This is a genomic window from Paracoccus sp. (in: a-proteobacteria) (assembly GCF_030604785.1).
Classification (GTDB): Bacteria; Pseudomonadota; Alphaproteobacteria; order Rhodobacterales; family Rhodobacteraceae; genus Paracoccus.
Genome location: NZ_JAUVVF010000042.1, coordinates 1 through 17,442 on the forward strand (window position 1 = coordinate 1; position 17,442 = coordinate 17,442).

General features: G+C 70.5%; 17 protein-coding genes, 2 pseudogenes and 2 riboswitches. Of the genes and pseudogenes, 4 read left to right on the forward strand and 15 right to left on the reverse strand.

The genetic code is table 11. The features are described from left to right. A pseudogene (locus tag QAR72_RS12960) lies at positions 1-103 on the forward strand (IS5/IS1182 family transposase); the annotation flags it as partial. Positions 104-381: 278 nt separating this feature from the next. Here QAR72_RS12960 and QAR72_RS12965 read toward each other — a convergent pair. The 8 genes and pseudogenes from QAR72_RS12965 to cbiE all read right to left on the reverse strand — a co-directional run. After that, positions 382-1,182, reverse strand: a pseudogene (locus QAR72_RS12965) (AAA family ATPase); the annotation flags it as partial. Positions 1,183-1,255: 73 nt separating this feature from the next. Next, the gene (locus QAR72_RS12970) at positions 1,256-1,783 is read right to left on the reverse strand and encodes a BrnA antitoxin family protein (protein ID WP_304617801.1); all 528 of its coding nucleotides are present in this window, start codon (positions 1,781-1,783) and stop codon (positions 1,256-1,258) included. Positions 1,784-1,827: 44 nt separating this feature from the next. Next, positions 1,828-2,625, reverse strand: a complete 798-nt coding sequence (cobF, locus tag QAR72_RS12975; protein ID WP_304617802.1) for a precorrin-6A synthase (deacetylating) — start codon at positions 2,623-2,625, stop codon at positions 1,828-1,830. Beyond that, positions 2,622-3,287, reverse strand: coding sequence for an energy-coupling factor ABC transporter permease (locus tag QAR72_RS12980; RefSeq protein WP_304617803.1), 666 nt, complete (start codon positions 3,285-3,287; stop codon positions 2,622-2,624). Before QAR72_RS12980 ends, cobF begins: the two co-directional genes overlap by 4 nt. A gap of 31 nt (positions 3,288-3,318) precedes the next feature. After that, positions 3,319-3,534, reverse strand: a riboswitch (cobalamin riboswitch). A gap of 20 nt (positions 3,535-3,554) precedes the next feature. After that, on the reverse strand, positions 3,555-4,865 hold the full coding sequence (locus QAR72_RS12985) for a cobyrinate a,c-diamide synthase (protein WP_331497656.1): 1,311 nt from the start codon (positions 4,863-4,865) through the stop codon (positions 3,555-3,557). A gap of 23 nt (positions 4,866-4,888) precedes the next feature. Next, a complete protein-coding gene (cobM, locus tag QAR72_RS12990; RefSeq protein WP_304617805.1) occupies positions 4,889-5,656 on the reverse strand; it encodes a precorrin-4 C(11)-methyltransferase in 768 nt (255 codons plus the stop codon). Further along, the gene (locus tag QAR72_RS12995) at positions 5,653-5,988 is read right to left on the reverse strand and encodes a cobalamin biosynthesis protein (protein ID WP_304617806.1); all 336 of its coding nucleotides are present in this window, start codon (positions 5,986-5,988) and stop codon (positions 5,653-5,655) included. Before QAR72_RS12995 ends, cobM begins: the two co-directional genes overlap by 4 nt. Further along, complete coding sequence (gene cbiE, locus QAR72_RS13000; RefSeq protein ID WP_304617807.1) at positions 5,970-7,169, reverse strand: precorrin-6y C5,15-methyltransferase (decarboxylating) subunit CbiE; 1,200 nt, start codon at positions 7,167-7,169, stop codon at positions 5,970-5,972. Before cbiE ends, QAR72_RS12995 begins: the two co-directional genes overlap by 19 nt. Between cbiE and QAR72_RS13005 the strand changes: the two genes are divergently transcribed. Continuing rightward, a complete protein-coding gene (locus QAR72_RS13005) occupies positions 7,168-7,905 on the forward strand; it encodes a cobalt-precorrin-6A reductase (protein ID WP_304617808.1) in 738 nt (245 codons plus the stop codon). The genes cbiE and QAR72_RS13005 overlap by 2 nt on opposite strands. Here QAR72_RS13005 and cobJ read toward each other — a convergent pair. Genes cobJ through QAR72_RS13040 form a run of 7 tightly spaced genes read right to left on the reverse strand, consistent with a single transcriptional unit; the run spans position 7,881 to position 15,650 of the window. Next, positions 7,881-8,609 (reverse strand): precorrin-3B C(17)-methyltransferase, encoded by a 729-nt coding sequence (gene cobJ / locus QAR72_RS13010; RefSeq protein ID WP_304617809.1) that lies wholly within the window; start codon positions 8,607-8,609, stop codon positions 7,881-7,883. The genes QAR72_RS13005 and cobJ overlap by 25 nt on opposite strands. Beyond that, complete coding sequence (gene cobI / locus QAR72_RS13015; RefSeq protein ID WP_304617810.1) at positions 8,606-9,343, reverse strand: precorrin-2 C(20)-methyltransferase; 738 nt, start codon at positions 9,341-9,343, stop codon at positions 8,606-8,608. Before cobI ends, cobJ begins: the two co-directional genes overlap by 4 nt. Beyond that, positions 9,343-9,972, reverse strand: a complete 630-nt coding sequence (locus QAR72_RS13020) for a precorrin-8X methylmutase (RefSeq protein ID WP_304617811.1) — start codon at positions 9,970-9,972, stop codon at positions 9,343-9,345. Before QAR72_RS13020 ends, cobI begins: the two co-directional genes overlap by 1 nt. Further along, a complete protein-coding gene (gene cobG / locus QAR72_RS13025; RefSeq protein WP_304617812.1) occupies positions 9,972-11,069 on the reverse strand; it encodes a precorrin-3B synthase in 1,098 nt (365 codons plus the stop codon). Before cobG ends, QAR72_RS13020 begins: the two co-directional genes overlap by 1 nt. Further along, positions 11,066-14,239 carry a cobaltochelatase subunit CobN gene (gene cobN, locus QAR72_RS13030; RefSeq protein WP_304617813.1) on the reverse strand — a complete coding sequence of 1,058 codons (3,174 nt, stop codon included), beginning with the start codon at positions 14,237-14,239 and terminating at the stop codon, positions 11,066-11,068. Before cobN ends, cobG begins: the two co-directional genes overlap by 4 nt. Continuing rightward, a complete protein-coding gene (gene cobW, locus QAR72_RS13035) occupies positions 14,239-15,282 on the reverse strand; it encodes a cobalamin biosynthesis protein CobW (protein WP_304617814.1) in 1,044 nt (347 codons plus the stop codon). Before cobW ends, cobN begins: the two co-directional genes overlap by 1 nt. Next, the gene (locus QAR72_RS13040; RefSeq protein ID WP_304617815.1) at positions 15,279-15,650 is read right to left on the reverse strand and encodes a DUF1636 domain-containing protein; all 372 of its coding nucleotides are present in this window, start codon (positions 15,648-15,650) and stop codon (positions 15,279-15,281) included. Before QAR72_RS13040 ends, cobW begins: the two co-directional genes overlap by 4 nt. Before the next feature lie 93 nt (positions 15,651-15,743). After that, a riboswitch (cobalamin riboswitch) is annotated at positions 15,744-15,966 on the reverse strand. A 39-nt stretch (positions 15,967-16,005) separates the two neighbouring features. Here QAR72_RS13040 and cobO point away from each other — a divergent pair. Both cobO and otsB read left to right on the forward strand, forming a co-directional pair. Continuing rightward, a complete protein-coding gene (gene cobO, locus QAR72_RS13045) occupies positions 16,006-16,635 on the forward strand; it encodes a cob(I)yrinic acid a,c-diamide adenosyltransferase (RefSeq protein ID WP_304617816.1) in 630 nt (209 codons plus the stop codon). An 80-nt stretch (positions 16,636-16,715) separates the two neighbouring features. After that, positions 16,716-17,438: a trehalose-phosphatase gene (gene otsB, locus QAR72_RS13050; protein WP_304617817.1), complete on the forward strand. Its 723-nt coding sequence runs from the start codon at positions 16,716-16,718 to the stop codon at positions 17,436-17,438. Positions 17,439-17,442: the final 4 nt, after the last annotated feature.

The window sequence follows — 17,442 nt, forward strand, 5'->3', positions numbered from 1 at the left end:
CAGGCTGAAGGACTGGCGCCGCGTCGCGACCCGCTACGACAGATGTGCGAAAACCTTCCTCTCCGCCGTCGCCCTCGCCGCAACCGTCATCTTCTGGCTTTGACGATCAATGAGTCTGGAGCCTAGAGCGATGCCGACTTGGGCCGATCCGAACGGTATAAGCTTGCTTCTGGTGAGGAGGGTTCGGTCAACATTAGCTAGGATTTCTCCCAACAGCGCTTTGGCTCTATTGTCCTCAACATAGATGTCGCATTCTGGATGAGCCTCTTCGTCCATTCGAGTCATCGCAAACTCGGGGCTAACGCCCGTAACTGGACGTTTCCCTTCTGCACCTTCCATCAAATAAATCCGTGCGGCATCGGGGAGTTCTTCAAGAACATATGGTGAGTGGGTGGTGATGATAATTTGAAGTTCATTTAGCCGTGCAATTGTGGCTAGATCTCGCATTAGCCGCCGCTGTGCCCGGGGGTGTAGCGATGTCTCAATCTCATCGATTAGAATGAGCGAATTTTTCGGATAGCTTACTGCGAGTAGTTCGGCCGCTGTAATTTCGCCAGCACCTTGATGGAACCCTGAGTAGCGATTATCAGCCAAGTTGAGCACCGGCACCGTTTTATCTGCTCCAGCGTCGGTTGCCGATATGCCCGCTGCGGAGTACTGCTTCCCAAGAATATAGCTTAATCGCTGAAGTTGGCCCGCATCGAAGGCTTGACTCGCGCCTTCTGCAACACCTTTCTTCAGGAGTTGTGCATAGCCCGTTCTGGCGGAGACGGGTTGCAATCTCCGAAGGTCGACGTACTGCACCAAACGCTTTGGGCGAGTAGTATTGCCACGCCATCTATTCGTTGGTTTCCTGACTGCACCGGTGTTGTTATTATTCCCTTGCCTGTAGGAAAAGCGGATCGCTGCACCCTCGATCTTCTCGAACGGTGTATCCGGAAAAAAATCTGAAGCATATCGTTCATTTTGAGGCGACTGATATGACGCCGCCGCAGCTTGCAAAATTGTGCTCTTTCCTGCGCCATTTTCTCCGACTAGAGCGACGATCGGGAATCGAAACTCAATGCGCTGGCCAGTCCAGCCGCGAATATTCTCTACTTCAAGCCATGATAAAAATTGAGGCCACCCCGGTGTCGCGAATCTGGCTTCAAGTCGGCGCATTTCAGCAGAAATCGGCATCATAATCCCCAGCAGGTTTGGTAATAATTTCCATGCTCAATAATGCGGCAAGTTTTTTAGTCTTGCAATCATCATGTCACATCCCATTCCGCTTCAACATCTCCTCCAGCAGCGCCCTCTTCCCCCTCTCGCTGATCCGGCGGGGTCCCTCCATGGGCACCCCCGCCCCGAGGTCCGAGGGGGAACGCAGCGGCTCCTCGCCCATGCCTGCCAGCGCCGCATCCTCCTCGCGCTGCAGGTCGCCCCATTCGGGGCGGCGGCCCTCCAGCCCCTCGGCCTCGCGGCGCTTGAGGTAATCCATCGTCTCGGCCCCCTCGATCAGCCCCGCCAGCCGGGCATGCATCCAGGCCGCCACGATCCGGTTGACCCGCGCCTGCCAGTCCGGCCCCATCGCGCGGAAGAACTTGACCACATCCGCATCCAGCCGCAGCGTGACGCGCGTCTTGTCAACGCGCCCCCGCTCGCGCGCGATCTCGTGCCATTCCTCGGGGATGCGCATCCGGGACAGGACCGTGCTGTGCAGGTCCCATTCCAGCATCCGCATCGCATCCGCCATGTAATGGTAATTGGCCCGCCGCGCGGCCTCGGCCTTGGTGATCGTCATGACAGCCCCCGCCTGTTGAACCCGTGCAGCATGGCGGGGCAGGGTTAAGGGCTGCTTAACGGACCGGGCGTTGCCGGTGTACGCGCTGTGCACGCGCCGTGCGCCTCCTGTGGCCGGTTGGTGAGGGCCAGAAGGTAGCAATCCATGATCCAGCCATGAGCTGCCCGCGCCTCGGCCCGGATCGCCTCGATGCGCGGCCCGGCCTCGGCCAGGGGGCCGTGATCCAGCCGCTCTTCGGGCATGCCCAGATAGGCGCCCCACCAGATCGTCAGCCCCTCGGGCGGCAGCGCGCGAAAGGCGCAGCCGCCATCCAGCATCACCACGATGCGGTCGCAGCCCCCGGGCCAGCCCTGCTCTTGCAGGCGGCGGCCGGTGGTGATGCGGACCTCGTTGCCCAAGGAATTCAAGGGGATGGCATGGGCCGCGCAGAGCGCCTGGATGGCGGTGATGCCGGGGATGACCCGCGCGCGCCAGCCCAGCCGCGCCGCGATCCGCAGGCTGCTGTCGTAAAGCGACGGATCGCCCCAGACCAGCATCGCCACGCTGCCGCCCTGCGGCAGATCGACGGCCCGCGCCCAGGCCCGCGCGATCGCGTCATGCCAGGCCTCAACCGCTTGGAGATAGGGCATTTCCGGGTCGCGCGCGGGCAGGTCCACCTCGACCACCGCGCCGTCGGGCCGGTGCCGCGCCAGCATCGCGCGGCGCAGATGGGCCAGATCCTCCTTGCCCGCGCCCTTGCGGGGGATCAGGACCAGATCGGCCTCCTGCAGGGCGCGGACGCCCTGCAGGGTCAGGTGGTCGGGATGGCCGGTGCCCGCCCCGATCAGCACCAGCTCGATCATGCGTAGAGCCGCGGCGTGACCAGCCCGCTGCCGCGCAGGCCGCGTGCCGCCTTGGCGCCCGCCAGCACCGCCAGATCGACCAGAGGCTCCAGCGCGAGGACCAGCAGATAGGCCGCGCCGAAGGTCAGGATGCCGGGCAGGGCCTCGGCCCCCTGGCCGTAGAAGGCCCAGAACGCCACCCAGGCCACGATCCCGCCCTGATAGGCCGCCGACAGCGCCAGCGCCTGAGTGTAGCGCAGCTCGACATAGGCGGTGCCGGGCGCGATGATCCGCCGCGCCAGGGTCGCGACGGCGAACAGCGGCACCAGCAGCGTCGTCACGTTCATGCCGTATTGGGGCAGGTCGAAGGGCGCGAAGAACAGACCCTGGATCAACAGGCCCAAGGCCAGCCCAATCGCCGCGGGCGCCGCCCCGAAGATCAGGAACAGCGTCGAGCCGAGGATCAGGTGCACCTCGGAAACGCCGACGGGCCAGGTCGGCAGGACCTCGAAGAACACGAAGGTCGCGGCCGTGGCCAGACCCGCGCGGGCGGCCAGAGAGCCCACCCCCTGCGCCCGCAGCGCGCCGAGGGCCAGTTTCAGCGAATAGAGCCCGGCCGCCGTGGCGGTTGCGTAGCTCAGGACGATCTTGGCGCCGGTGACGACGCCTTCCTCGATATGCATGTCATACTCCTTTGGCCGTCCACCCGACGGCATGGATCTGCCTGTCATGGCCGGTCTCCTGGCTTGCGGGTCGTGGCGCGGCGTCGGCCTTCCCGGATCGCTCCAGTGGCGTTGGTGACGCGCGCTCGCCGCATACAGTCGCGGGGGCGGCTGGGGCTTCGGGCGCCTCGATTTGGTCCGCCCTTCCCCATTCCCGATGAAGCCCGGCGTTTCACGCCTGACGGGCACCATGCAGGCCCTCACCTAGACGTGAACAACAGGCCCGCGTCAAGTCGCGGCAGGGGCGATCAGGTGAAAGAAGGTGCCCGTGATCTGACCGCCCCCGGACGTCACCCGATGGCTGCCGGTCTCGGGCATTTCGGCCCCGGTCGCGTCGGTCACGCGGGCCAGCGGCGCGTCGGGCTGCAGGGTGATCGAGGCATAGTGGAATTCATGCCCCCTCAAGGCGGCGCGCCCCAGTCCGGGCAGCGCGGCGAAGGGCTCGGCCCGGCGATAGCCCAGATGCATGCGCCGCCTCGCGTAGCTGGTTTCCAGCCGTAGCAGGCCCAGCATCTGGTGGCGCGTGCCCTCCGCATCCACCAGACCTGCGCCAAGCGCCATGTAGCCGCCGCATTCGCCATGCACCGGCCGCGTCTCCGCAAAGCGGTGCATCGCGCTGCGGAAGCCCGCAGAGGCCGCCAGCCGGGGCGCGTGCAGTTCGGGATATCCGCCGGGCAGCCAGCAGCAATCGGCGCTGTCATCCGGTCCCTGATCGTCCAGCGGCGAAAAGGGCAGGATCGTCGCGCCCGCCTGCCGCCACGCCTCCAACACATGAGGATAGACGAAGCTGAAGGCCGCGTCGCGGGCCAGCGCGATCCGCCCGCCCGGAGGCGTCAGGGCGCGGGGCCGGGGCGTCTCGGGCAGGGCGCGGCTGGCGGCGGCGGCGATGATCGCGTCCAGATCGCAATGCGCCGCGACGAATGCGCCCGCCTCGTCCAGGATCGCCTGAAGGTCCGCCGTTTCCTCGGCCTGGACCAAGCCCAGATGGCGCTCGGGCAGGACGATGTCCCCCCGGCGCGGCAGGCTGCCCAGAACGCGGATCCCGGCCTCGTCCATCCCCGCCCGGATCAGCCGGTCATGCCGGGCCGAGGCCACGCGGTTCAGCACCACGCCCGCAAAGGGCAGGTTCGGCCGCAGCGTCGCGAAGCCCCGCGCCGTGGCCGCCGCCGATTGTGCCTGTCCGCCGACATCCAGCACCAGCAGGACGGGCCATCCCATCATCTGCGCGATCTCGGCGCTGGAGCCGATCCCGGTCTCGCCCTTCGTCGCCACCCCGTCGAAAAGCCCCATCGAGCCCTCGGCCAGCACCAGATCGGCGGGCGGCTGGGCCGTCGCATGGGCGATCAGGCGGGCGGGCTCCATCGCCCAGGCATCCAGATTGAAGCTGGCCCGCCCCGAGGCCGCCCGGTGAAAGCCCGGATCGATGTAATCGGGCCCCGACTTGAAGGGCTGCACCGCCATCCCGCGCCGCCGCAGCGCGGTCAGAAGGCCCAGCATCAGCATGGTCTTGCCCGTCCCCGATGCAGGGGCCGAGATCATCAGGCCCGGCGAGAGGCGGGGGGTCATTCGGGAAATCTCGGCGCGTCGCCGACGGGGCGGTATCGGCGGTCGTAATCGGCGGCATAAAGGCGGCTGTCGTTGAAGCCCTCGGCCGCCAAGGCCGGGCCGACAAGGATCAGCGCGGTGCGGTCGATGCCTTGCGCCCGGATCGTGGCCAGCGTGGCGCGGATCACGCGCTGGTCGGGCCAGCTTGCGCGCCAGACCACCGCGACCGGGCAATCGGGGCCGTAATGCGGGGTCAGATCGGCCACCACGTGGTCCAGCGCATGGATCGACAGATGGATCGCCAGAGTCGCTCCGGTCGCGGCAAAGGCGGCCAGCGTCTCGCCCTCGGGCATCGACGAGGCGCGGCCGGGCGTGCGGGTCAGCACCACCGATTGCGCAAGGCCCGGCAGGGTCAGCTCGGCCTGCAGGGCGGCTGCGGCGGCGGCAAAGCTGGGCACGCCCGGCGTCACGTCGAAGGGGATCGCCAGCGCCCGCAGGCGGCGGATCTGCTCGCCCATCGCGGACCAGACCGACAGGTCGCCCGAATGCAGCCGCGCGACGTCATGGCCTGCATCATGGGCGGCCTGCATCTCGGCGATGATCTGGTCCAGCGACAGCGGCGCGGTGTTCACGATCCGCGCGCCGGGCGGGCAATGGGCCAGCAGCGCGGCCGGCACCAGCGATCCGGCATAGAGACAGACCGGACAGGCCGCGATCAGGTCGCGGCCGCGCAGGGTGATCAGGTCGGGCGCGCCGGGGCCTGCGCCGATGAAATGGACGGTCATGGAACCTCTGCGATGGCGATGGTGACGGCGTTGGCGGGGGGGCCGAAGGTCCGGCGCGGATGGATCAGACGGCCACCCGCAGCGATGGCTGCGGCTTCGGCCACCGATCCGGTGCCGAAGGCCCGGAGGATGCGGGGCGATCGGGTGGGCGTGGCGATGCCCGTCACGTCGACCAGATGCAGCGGCAGGGCCCGCGCGCGGGCCAGCGGGCGCAGATCGGCCTCGCGCACGTGGATCGTCGCCAGCGCATCGGCGCCGCCGGCCGCATCCAGCGCGGCCAGCAGGGCGGGCAGGGTCGTGCCGGGGCGGCAGCCTATTCCGGCGATCCGCATGTGACGCTCCATTGCGTGACGGGGCGGGCGGGGGACCAGCCGCGCATGCGGCCCAGGGGGGCTGCCTCGGCGATGTCGATGCGGATCAGGCGACCGCCGCACGAGGCGTGCCAGCGCGCCAGCAGGGCCTCGGTCTCCAGCGTCACGGCATTGGCGACCAGCCGCGCGCCCGGCGGCAGGCGGGCCCACAGCGCCTGCATCAGCGCCTCGGACGCGCCGCCGCCGACGAAGACCGCATCGGGATCGGGCAGGCCGTCCAGCGCCGGGGGCGCGCTGCCTTGGATGGCGGTCACGCGATGCGCCACGCCGAAGCCGTCCAGATTGGCGCGGATGCGGGCGATGCGGTCTGCTCGCGGCTCGATCGTCACGGCGCGACCGCCGGCCAGCGCCCATTCCACCGCCACCGCGCCCGAGCCGCCGCCGATATCCCACAGCAGCGCGCCCGCCCTCGGCTCCAGCGCCGCCAGCGTCATCGCCCGGATCGGAGATCTGGTGATCTGCCCGTCATCGGTGAACAGGAGGTCCGCCCGCCCCGGCACCGAGGGCAGGCCATAGCCCCGCGGCAGTTCGGTGCCGTCGATGGCAACTGCCACCGGCGCGGCGCAATCCATCGCGAAGGCGTGGGCGGGCATGGTCCGCACCCGCTCGGCCGGGCCGCCCAGCCGTTCCAGCACGGTCAGCCGCGCCGCCCCCGCGCCCTCATCGACCAGCCAGGCGGCCAGCGCGGCCGGGCTGTCGGCGTCGCGCAGCGTGGCGATGATCCGACAGCCGCGCGCCAGATGCGGGCGCAGGCGGGCCAAGGGCGCGGCGTGCAGGCCAAGCGTCACCACATCCTCCAGCCGCCAGCCAAGGCGGCTTGCCGCCAGCGACAGCACGCCGGGCGCGGGTAGGGCGCGCCATTCGCCGGGCGCCAGCGCCGCCGCGATGCTGCCCCCGGCCCCACACCAGAACGGATCGCCCGAGACCAGCGCCGCCACCGGCCTGCCCCGCAGTGCCAGCAGCGGTGCGAGATCGAAGGGCACCGGCCAGGCCCGCCCCCGCGCGCCCGCGCCTGCCAGCGCCAGATGGCGCGGGCCGCCGAACACGACCTCGGCGGCCTCAAGCGCGCGGCGGCTTGCATCGGGCAGGCCCGCCGGGCCATCCTCGGTGATCCCGATGATCGTCAGCCAAGGGTCAGACATGCGACGCATCCTGCTGCTGGGCGGCACGACCGAGGCCAGCTGCCTGGCCGCCCTGCTGGCGCAGGCGGGGATCGCGGCCGTCTTCTCGTATGCCGGGCGGACCGAGGCGCCGTTGGCCCAGCCCTTGCCCACGCGGATCGGCGGGTTCGGCGGGGTCGAGGGGCTGACGCGCTACCTGCGCGACCAGCGGATCGGGGCGGTTGTGGATGCGACCCATCCCTTTGCCGCGCAGATCAGCCGCAATGCCGATGCCGCCTGCCGCGCGGCTTGCGTGCCGATGCTGATGCTGCGCCGACCGGCCTGGCCGGGCGATCCGGGTTGGCAGCGCGTCCCCGACATCGCGGGCGCGGTGGCGGCCTTGCCCCATGCGCCCACGGGCGTGTTTCTGGCCATAGGGCGGCAGAACCTGGCCCCCTTTGCCGCCCTGCCGCATCGCTGGCTGCTGCGGCTGGTCGATGCGCCCGAGGCGCCGCCCCTGCCAGGCGCGCGGGTCGTTCTGGCGCGCGGTCCCTTCAGCGTCGAGGGCGACCGGGCGTTGATGCAGGACCACGCCATCACCCATCTGGTCGCCAAGAACAGCGGCGGGGCGGGGGCCAGCGCCAAGCTGGAGGCCGCGCGCGAACTGGGGGTGCGCGTCGTGCTGATCGACCGCCCCGCAGCGCCGGACCGTCCCGAGGTCGCCAAGCCGGAGGATGCGCTGGACTGGCTGCATCAGACCACCCCGCGCGGCGTATAGACCCACCGCCCGACCCGCCGGGTCGCGCGGTTGCCGACCAGGATGACGGTCCGCATGTCGGCCATGTCCGGGCGCGCATCCCTCAGCGCGACGACGCGAAGCACCTCGTCGGGCGTCGAGACCGCGCGGGCAAAGATCATCAGGCGTTCCGGCTCGCATTCCTCGCGCAGGATGTCCAGCACGCGGGCGAACCCCTCGGGCCGGCTGGCCGAGCGCGGGTTGTAGAAGGCCATCGCGAAATCGCCCCGCGCCGCATGGCGCAGGCGGTGTTCGATAAGCGCCATGGGCTTGAGGTTGTCCGACAGGTTGATGGCGCAGAAATCATGGCCCAAGGGCGCGCCCGCCCGCGCCGCCGCCGCCAGCATGGCGGTGATGCCCGGCAGGATGCGGATGTCGGGATCGCCGCCCGTCTCATCCAGCGCCTCGAACAGGGCGGAGGCCATGGCGAAGACGCCCGGATCGCCGGAGGAGACGATGACCACACGCGCGTCCTGCGCCGCTAGGGACAGGGCGTGGCGGGCGCGGTCCAGCTCCACCCGGTTGTCGCTGGCATGCAGGGTCAGGCCGGGCCGCGCCGCCACCCGCGCGACATAGGGGATGTAGCCGATCACATCGGTCGCCTGATCCAGCGCGGCGGCGACTTCGGGCGTGATCAGGGCTTCCGACCCCGGTCCCAGCCCCGCGACGGTGATCCATCCGCTCATTCCGCGACCCGCACCATCGGGCGCCGTCCGTGGCCATGGACCAGCAGGATCGCGAAATAGGGGCAATCGTCGTCGGAGACCTCGGACAGGGGCGCGATGCGCTGGCCGGGCATGGTGCCGCGCTCGATCAGCCAGGCATCGGCCAGACGACCCGAAACCGCCAGCGCGCGCCGCAGCTTGGGCAGGTTGCGGCCCGTCTTCATCACGACCAGCGCGTCGCTGCCCTGCATGTGGCGGATCAGGTCTGCCTCGGGCAGGGTACCCATCAGAACGGTCAGCACGTCATCGCCCCAAGTCATCGGCTGGCCCAGGGCGTTCCAGCAACCGACCATGCCGGGAATGCCGGGGATCACCTCGATCTCGGCCAATCCCTGCAGGCGCAGCTGCAGATGCATGAAGCTGCCATAGAGGAACGGGTCGCCCTCGCACAGCACGACCACATCGTCGGTCTGCGCCAGCTGCGCCAGACGCGCCGCCCAGAGGTCATAGAACCCCGCCAGCGCGGCGTTGTAATCGGGGTGATCAAAGGGGATCTCGGTCGTGACCGGGTATTCCATCGGGTATTCGACCGCGTCGGGGGCCAGCATGCCCTGCACGATGCGGCGCGCCTGACCGGGTCGTCCCGCCTTGCGGAAGTAGGCGACATGGCGCGCGGCCCGCACCGCCCGGTCGGCCCGGACCGAGATCAGGTCCGGATCGCCCGGCCCCAGCCCCGCGCAGATGATGCGTCCCATCATTCCCTCCGGCTGGCCAGCGCGTTGATCGCGGCGACGGTGATGGCCGATCCGCCAAGCCGGCCGCGCACGATCAGGCTGGGCGCGGGCGGGGCGGCCATCAGCGCGTCCTTGGATTCCGCCGCGCCGACGAAGCCCACGGGACAGCCGATGATCGCGGCGGGGCGGGGGCAGGCGGGGTCCTCCAGCATGTTCAGCAGATGGAACAGCGCGGTGGGGGCGTTGCCGATGGCCACCACGGCGCCGGCCAGATGGGGGCGCCACAATTCCAGCGCGGCGGCGCTGCGGGTATTGCCCATGGCGCGGGCCATGTCGGGCACCTCGGGGTCGTGCAGGGTGCAGATGACGGCATTGCACGCCGGCAGGCGGGGGCGGGTGATCCCCTCGCTGACCATGCGCGCATCACAAAGGATCGGCGCACCATCCGCCAGCGCCGCGCGGGCGGCGGCAGCCATGCCGGGGGTGAAGGCCACGTCGCGTTCAACACCCACCAGCCCCGCCGCATGGATCATCCGGACGACCACGGGTTCCTCGTCGGGGTCGAAGCGCGCCAGATCGGCCTCGGCCCGGATCGTGGCAAAGGACTGGCGGTAGATCGCGGCGCCGTCCGTTTCATAGAGATGAGGCATCACAGCACCTTGGGCAATTGGTCGGGGTCAAGACCGCGCAGGCTGGCCGGATCATGGGCGCGGCCATGCCGGATCAGATCAAAGCCCGCGCCGGTCGCGGTCAGCGTCAGATCGGCGGGACGCGGCCAGCCGCAGCCCTTGGCGCAGCCGCTGACATGCAGGATCGCATCGTCCGGGATCAGCGGCGCCAATGCGCGGGCCATTGGGCGGGTCGCCGCATGGGCCTGCGGACAGGCGGGCGCGCCGGGGCAGGCGCGCAGCCGCAGGCGCGGTTCGCCCGGGTCGAGGATCAGGCCCTGCATCGCGGGCAGATGGCGCACGCCCTCGATCAGGGCCATCCGCCACGGCGTCAGGCGCAGCGGCGCCAGACGACCGAGGCGGCGCAGCGCGTCAGGCGCGATCTGGCCGAATTCCAGCGCAACCAGCATCCCCTGCGGATGCAGCCCCGGCTGCGGCGCCGCCGCCGCAGCGGGCGCGGGCAGCGTCGCGCCGGGGGGCATCGTGCGCGCGGTCAGCGCGGCCATGCGGCCCCGCCCCTCTGGCGCGCCGCCCTGATCCAGAAACCACCGCGCGAGCGCCAGCGCATCCTGCGGCCCGCCATATGGCGCTGCGCGGTCCGCCCCGTCGGCGCGGAGGCAAAGGCCGGAGGCGCCGGCCTCGATGCGGATATCGGCCGGGTCGCGGCCCAGGACAGGGGCGGGGCCGGGATCGACGGCAAAGCCGAACTTGGCGGGCAGCGGCAGGTCGCATTCGGCAAGGGCCGCGGCAAGTTCGGCGGCCAGCGCATCGGTGGCGGCATCGGCGAATGGGGTGACGATGATGTTGCGTCGCGTCTCCGTGGCGATGTCTGCGTCGATCAGGCCCTGCGCCCGCAGCGCCGCGATCAGGGGCGCATGGCTGGCGGGCGTCACGCCGCGCAGTTGCAGATTGGCCCGCCCGGTCAGTTCGATCACGCCATTGCCACGGGCCTCGGCCGCATCGGCGATGGCCAGCGCCTGCGCGCCGGTCAGTCGTCCGCCGGGCGGGCGCAGCCGCACCACCCAGCCATCGCCCGATTCCATCGGGCGCAGCGCGCCGGGGCACCAGCCGCGGATCATGCCAGCCCCGCCCGGATCGAATTGCGACGCGTCACCCACAGCCCGGCATCATGCAGGCGCTGGAACAGGTCGCCCATCGCGGCCAGCGCGGCGGGATTTGCCTCGGCCATGAAGGCCACGATCTCGGGGCGGCTAAGCGTCGCCTCATGATAGAGGTCGAACAGATGCGGCGGAACCGCGCCCGCCAGATGGGCAAAGGCCGCCAGATGGTCCAGCGTCGCCGCGATTTCCGCCGCGCCGCGATAGCCGTGCCGCGTCATCGCATCGGCCCAGGCCGGATCGGCGGCGCGGGCGCGGATGGTGCGGGCGATCTCTTCGTTCAGGGTCCGGGCGCGGGGGCGGTCGGGCCGGGTCGCGTCCAGATGATAGAGGTTGGCCCGCCCGCCGATCCGCGCCATGGCGGCGGCAAATCCGCCCTCATGCGCGGCATAATCGGCGGCCAGCAGCAGATCGGATTCGGGCAGGTCCTGCGCGTGGACGAAGCTGTCGGCGCGGGCCAGGCGGCCTTCCAGAGCGTCGCGGTCCTTGTGACTGGCGCCATCGGGGCCGATCGCCCAGCTGGAGGCCGCGATCCAGGCCTCGCCCGCCGCCTGACGCGCGGCCTCGGTGAATTCGGTCGGCGCGGTGCCCATGCCCAGCCCGTATTGGCCGGGCTGCGGCCCGAAGACCCGCGCGCCGCCGGAATAAGGGTTCTGGTCGGGGGCCTCGTCCCGCGCGGCCAGGGCCTCGGCCCCGGTCTGGAACAGCTGCGCCAGCGCCGGAAAGACGTCGCGGAACAGGCCCGAGACGCGCAGGGTCACGTCGATGCGCGGGCGGCCCAGCAGCGCCAGGGGCACGATCTCGACCCCCGTGACGCGGCCCGAGCCGCTGTCCCAGACGGGTTTAAGCCCCGCCAGATGCAGGGCCATGGCGAATTCCTCGCCCGCCGTCCGCATCGTCGCGCTGCCCCACAGGTCGACGACCAGCCCGCGCGGCCAGTCCCCGTGATCCTGCAGATGGCGGCGCAGCAATTCCTCGGCCAGCTTGACGCCCTGGGCATGGGCTGCGGGCGTCGGCACAGCACGGGGGTCGACCGAGAACAGGTTGCGCCCCGTGGGCATCACGTCCGACCGCCCCCGATGGGGCGAGCCCGACGGCCCCGGCGGCACGAAGCGCCCCGCCAGCGCCGCCATCAGGCCGTCGCGTTCCGCGTCCCCGCAGGGGCCGCTGCCCCAGACATGCAGCCCCTCGCCATACTGGCTTTCCTTGATGTCGCAGACGAAGCGGTCGATGCGGGTGATCGCCTCGGCGGCGCTGGCATCCGGGGGGATGCCCAGATCGGCCTCGACCCCCAGGGCGCGCGCCTCGTCCCGGATCGCGGCGATCAGGCGGTCGCGGCGCGCCGGGTCCAGCCCGTCGGCGGTGGAATATTCGTCCAAGGACCGCTCCAGCCCGGCCATGCCGGGAGGCAGGGCGGCCTCCCGCATGGGCGGCGGCATATGGCCCAGGGTCACGGCCCCGATGCGGCGTTTCGCCTGCGCGGCCTCGCCCGGATCGTTGACGATGAAGGGATAGATCACCGGCATCGCCCCCAGCAGCGCCTGCGGCCAGCAGGTGCCCGACAGGGCCACCGCCTTGCCCGGCAGCCATTCCAGCGTGCCATGCGCGCCCATATGGATCAGCAGGTCGGGCGCCTGTTCGGCCAGCCACAGGTAAAAGGCCACATATTCATGGCGCGGCACGCGGGTCAGGTCGTGATAGCTGTCCTCGCGCCCCTCGCGGTGGCTGCGTTCGGGTTGCAGCGCCAGGATGACGGGGCCGTGGCGGCTGGCGCGCAGGTGGAACGCGCCGTCGCGGCAATCGGGATCGGTCTCGGGCGCGCCCCAGGCGGCGTGCAGATCGTCACGCAGGGCCTGCGGCAGGCGCGGCAGCGCGGCCCGATAGGCGGCAAGGGGCCAGGCAATGGTGCCTTGGGGCAGGCCGGGCAGTTCCGTGCCCAGCATCTGCCCCACCGCCTGCGCCGAGGCCGGGGCGTCCAGCCCCACCGCATGGGCCTGCTGCCAGTCGCGCCCCGGATAGGTCGAAAGGACCATCGCGACCCGTCGCGCCCCGCGCGCCAGAGCGTGCCATGCCGCGATGCGGTCCACCGCCTGCGCCAGCAGGTCCGGATCGGGGCGATGCACGAAGCGCGCGAATTGCAGGTCGGGATCGCGCGGGCTGACGGCCTTGAAGCTGATGTTTCCGGCAAAGATGCGGCCGTCGATCTCGGGCAGGACGACGTTCATCGCCAGATCCGGCGGCGACAGGCCGCGTTCGGCGGCCAGCCAGTCGCGCCTGCGGTTCGTGGACAGGGCGACCTGAAAGACCGGGCAGGACCAGCCGCCGAAGGGCGCGCCCCCGCCGCCGCCCGAAAAACCCGTTGCGTTGACGACCAGTTCCGGCGCGCCCGGCAGCGCGGACATCAGCCATTCCTCCAGACCCGGCGCCTTGAGCGAGGGCGCAAAGGCCCCCATCGCCCTGATCCCGCGATCGCGCAGCGCCCGGATCAGCGCGTCGATCGGCGCCATATCCGCCGCCGCGAGCCAGCTGCGATAGAAGGTCACCAGCGCCTGCACGCCGCCCGGTTCGGGCAGCACGCCACGATCCGGGTCGTAAAAGCCCGTCTGTGGCAGCGCCTTGACGCCGGGCACGGGTGCGGCCTCCAGCCCTGAGGCGACGGCCATCTGCGCCAGCGCCGCCTGAGCGGCGACCGCGCCGCCCTGATCGCAATGCCGCCTCAGAACCCGCAGGACCGAGGCCGGGACGGTCGAAACCTCGTCCAGCCGCGGATCGTCGCGCCCGTCGGCGGGCAGCACCGCCAGTGCGATGCCCTTGCGCCGCGCCAGATCCTGCACCGAGGCCAGGCCATAGGGCCAATAAGCCTCGCCCCCGATCAGGCGGATCAGGATGCCCCTGGCTCCCGACAGGGTGTTTTCGACATAGGCATCGACCGAGACCGGGTGCCGCAGCGCCACCAGATTGCAGAGCCGCGTCGGAGGCAGCCCCCCCGCCGCGCGCCGCCACCCTTCCGCGAAAGCCCCCAGATCGCTGTCCGAAAAGGACAGGACCACCAGATCGCCGGGCGTCTGCCCGGGATCATAGGGGGTGTCGGTCTGATCCAGCCCGACCTGTTCGCGGAAGATGACATGCATCAGGCAGGCACGCCTTCCAGCACGGCGCGGATCGCGGCCGGATCGACATGGTCGTGTTCCGCGATCACCACCAGCCGCGATGCGCGCGGCGTCTCGCCCCAGGGGCGGTCATATTGATGGCGCACGCGGGCCCCCACGGCCTGAACCAGCAGGCGCATGGGCTTGCCGGCCACCGCGACATGACCCTTGACCCGCAGGATGTGCTGCTCCTCCGCGAGCCGGGCGATGCGGGCGGACAGGTCGGCGGGGTCGGCGATCTCGGGCAGGTCGATGACCACGGTGTCGAAATCCTCGTGTTCGTGGTCGTCGGCGCCATCATGATGGCTGGGGCGGGCGTCCAGATCATCCTCGGCCGCGCGGTCGAGGCCCAGGATCAGGCGGGGGTCGATGGCGCCCTCGGTCACGGTCAGGGCGGGCAGGGGGCGGGGCGCCACGGCCTCGATCGCGGCGCGGGCGGCGGCCAGCCCCGCCTCGCCCGCCAGATCGGCCTTGGTCAGCAGCACCAGATCGGCGCAGGCGATCTGGTCCTCGAACACCTCGGAAAGCGGCGTCTCGTGGTCAAGGCTGTCATCGGCGGCGCGCTGCGCATCCACCGCCGCCACGTCGGGCGCGAAGCGGCCCGCCGCGACCGCCTCGGCATCGGCCAGCGCGACGACGCCATCGACCGTGATGCGCGACCGGATCGCGGGCCAGTCAAAGGCCTTCAGCAGCGGCTTGGGCAGGGCCAGACCCGAGGTCTCGATCAGGATGTGGTCGGGACGCTCGGGCAGCGCCATCAGCGATTCCAGCGTGGGGATGAAGTCGTCGGCCACCGTGCAGCAGATGCAGCCATTCGCCAGCTCGACGATGTTCTCGGCCGGGCAGGAAGCGTCGGCGCAGCCCCGAAGGATGTCGCCATCCACGCCCAACGTGCCGAATTCGTTGACGATCACGGCCAGCCTGCGGCCCTGCGGGTTCTGCATCAGATGCCGGATCAGCGTCGTCTTGCCCGAGCCCAGAAAGCCGGTGATCACGGTGACGGGGATTTTAACGAGGTCGGTCATTCCTGCTCCTGCGGAAGGGGGGTCGGGGGGATGCGCGCAAGGCTCTGCTTGCGAAAGATCGCGGGGCGTTCGCGCCAGGGGACGATCCCGTCGGCGGCCTCGGCATAGGCGCGGGCGCCGGACAGGATCTCGGGCGCGTCGGCGGGGGTCATGCGGCCATAGACATAGGCCCATTTGCCCGGCGCGCTCAGCGCGACGGCGCAGCCCTGCGAACAGGCCGACAGGCATTCGACGCCCTGGACCAGCACCTGATCGGGCGCGTCCGAGGCCAGCGCGTCCAGCAGCGCGGCGCCGGGGCGCGTGTCACCGGCGGCATTCTCTGCCGCGACCCTGCGACAGGTGGTGCAGACATGCAAGATGGCGCGCATCGCGGCCCGTCCTTTCGCCTTGGCGGGGGATGGGCCAACAGGGCGGACGGGTTCCCCCGCCGCCTTCTGCCGGTCGCGAAACACCCCGTTCGCCCGTTGTCATCGGCGCTGGCAGGTCTCCCGGCTTGCGGATTCAGGGCCTCGGCCCAACGGTCGGCCCACCTTCCCGGCCCGTTCCCCGATGGGGGCAGGACCAGTGGCAACGGGCGACCTTTCCGGTCACGGTCGCGGGGGCGGCTGCGTTCAGGCCGGTGTCGGCCCTTCGCATTCCCTCTTCGCCCGCCTTGCGGCGGGAACCAGCGCAGGGCTACCAAAGGCGCGACCGGCCGCTTTGTCAACCGCAAGGAGTGACCCGATGACTGAGACCCCCGCCATTCCCGCCGAGGAACAGGCCCGCCACGCCGCGAAGATGGCCAGGAAGAAGGCCGCGCGCGACCGCATGATGCAGACCCGCACCGGCGAAAAGGGGCTGGTGATCGTGCATACAGGGCCGGGCAAGGGCAAATCCAGCAGCGGCTTCGGCATGATCATGCGCGCCATCGCCCACCAGATGCCCTGCGCGGTCGTCCAGTTCATCAAGGGCGCCTGGGATACCGGCGAGCGTCGCCTGCTGACCACCCATTTCGCCGATCTCTGCCAATTTCACGCCATGGGCGAGGGCTTCACATGGGAGACGCAGGACAAGGCGCGCGACGTGGCGGCGGCGCAGGCGGGATGGGAAAAGGCCAAGGCGCTGATCCGCGACCCCTCGATCCGCATGGTCCTTCTGGACGAGATCAACATCGCCTTTCGCTACGGCTATCTGGACGTGGCCGAGGTGCTGGATTTCCTGACGGCCGAGAAGCCGCCCATGACCCATGTGATCCTGACCGGACGCGGCGCCCCCGATGCGCTGATCGAGGCCGCCGACCTGGTGACCGAGATGGCGCAGGTCAAGCACCCGTTCCGCGCGGGCATCAAGGCGCAGCCCGGCATCGAGTTCTGAGGGCGCGAAAATCCGCGCGGCCCGGACCTTTCGGCGGCTTCGCGTGTTGATTGCGTGACGGAACACGACCGGGACATGCCATGACGCCTCCGCCCCTGCCTGCCTCAGCCGCGCTGTTTCTCGATTTCGACGGCTGTCTCGTCGATATCGCCCCCAGGCCGGATGCGGTGCAGGTGACGCCCGCCCTGACCCGGCGCCTGTCGCGCCTGCTGCAGCGGCAGGGCGGCGCCGTGGCGCTGGTCTCGGGGCGCGACGTGGCCGATCTGCGCGGGCATCTTCCCGACTTTCCCGGCATCGTCGCGGGCAGCCATGGCGCCGAATTCTCGCCCGCCCCCGGCCGGATCGAGTCCGCCGGCCATCCCGATCTGGACATCGACCGCCTGCACCGGGTCGCCCGCGAACTGGCCCAGCCCCATCCGGTGGTGCTGGTCGAGGAAAAGCCCCACGGCGTGGCGCTGCATTACCGCGCCGACCCCGCCCTGCGGTCCTTCGTCGAGGATCTTTCGGAACGACTGGCCGCCGCCCATCCGGGCCTTGCCCTGCAACCGGCCAAGATGGCGGTCGAACTGCGCCCCGCCGGCATCGGCAAGGGCGACGCCCTGGCGCGGCTGATGGGCATGGCGCCCTTTGCCGGGCGCATGCCGGTCTATGCGGGCGACGACACGACCGACGAGCCCGCCATGGCCGAGGCGCAGGCGCGCGGCGGTTTCGGCATCAGGATCGGGCCGGGCCCATCGGTCGCCCGCTACACACTGCCCGATCCCGAGGCGCTGGCCGGTTGGCTGGACGCGTCCCTCAGCTGAGAGT

Bases quoted from the DNA above. Each gene is read 5' to 3' on its own strand.
- QAR72_RS12970 (WP_304617801.1), bottom strand. From the start codon at position 1,783: ATGACGATCACCAAGGCCGAGGCCGCGCGGCGGGCCAATTACCATTAC.
- cobJ (WP_304617809.1), bottom strand. From the start codon at position 8,609: ATGAGCGGATGGATCACCGTCGCGGGGCTGGGACCGGGGTCGGAAGCC.
- cobG (WP_304617812.1), bottom strand. From the start codon at position 11,069: ATGATCCGCGGCTGGTGCCCCGGCGCGCTGCGCCCGATGGAATCGGGC.
- cobF (WP_304617802.1), bottom strand. From the start codon at position 2,625: ATGATCGAGCTGGTGCTGATCGGGGCGGGCACCGGCCATCCCGACCAC.
- otsB (WP_304617817.1), top strand. From the start codon at position 16,716: ATGACGCCTCCGCCCCTGCCTGCCTCAGCCGCGCTGTTTCTCGATTTC.
- cbiE (WP_304617807.1), bottom strand. From the start codon at position 7,169: ATGTCTGACCCTTGGCTGACGATCATCGGGATCACCGAGGATGGCCCG.
- cobN (WP_304617813.1), bottom strand. From the start codon at position 14,239: ATGCATGTCATCTTCCGCGAACAGGTCGGGCTGGATCAGACCGACACC.
- cobI (WP_304617810.1), bottom strand. From the start codon at position 9,343: ATGGGACGCATCATCTGCGCGGGGCTGGGGCCGGGCGATCCGGACCTG.
- QAR72_RS13005 (WP_304617808.1), top strand. From the start codon at position 7,168: ATGCGACGCATCCTGCTGCTGGGCGGCACGACCGAGGCCAGCTGCCTG.
- QAR72_RS13020 (WP_304617811.1), bottom strand. From the start codon at position 9,972: ATGCCTCATCTCTATGAAACGGACGGCGCCGCGATCTACCGCCAGTCC.
- QAR72_RS13040 (WP_304617815.1), bottom strand. From the start codon at position 15,650: ATGCGCGCCATCTTGCATGTCTGCACCACCTGTCGCAGGGTCGCGGCA.
- QAR72_RS12980 (WP_304617803.1), bottom strand. From the start codon at position 3,287: ATGCATATCGAGGAAGGCGTCGTCACCGGCGCCAAGATCGTCCTGAGC.
- QAR72_RS12985 (WP_331497656.1), bottom strand. From the start codon at position 4,865: ATGATCTCGGCCCCTGCATCGGGGACGGGCAAGACCATGCTGATGCTG.
- cobW (WP_304617814.1), bottom strand. From the start codon at position 15,282: ATGACCGACCTCGTTAAAATCCCCGTCACCGTGATCACCGGCTTTCTG.
- cobM (WP_304617805.1), bottom strand. From the start codon at position 5,656: ATGACCGTCCATTTCATCGGCGCAGGCCCCGGCGCGCCCGACCTGATC.
- QAR72_RS12995 (WP_304617806.1), bottom strand. From the start codon at position 5,988: ATGCGGATCGCCGGAATAGGCTGCCGCCCCGGCACGACCCTGCCCGCC.
- cobO (WP_304617816.1), top strand. From the start codon at position 16,006: ATGACTGAGACCCCCGCCATTCCCGCCGAGGAACAGGCCCGCCACGCC.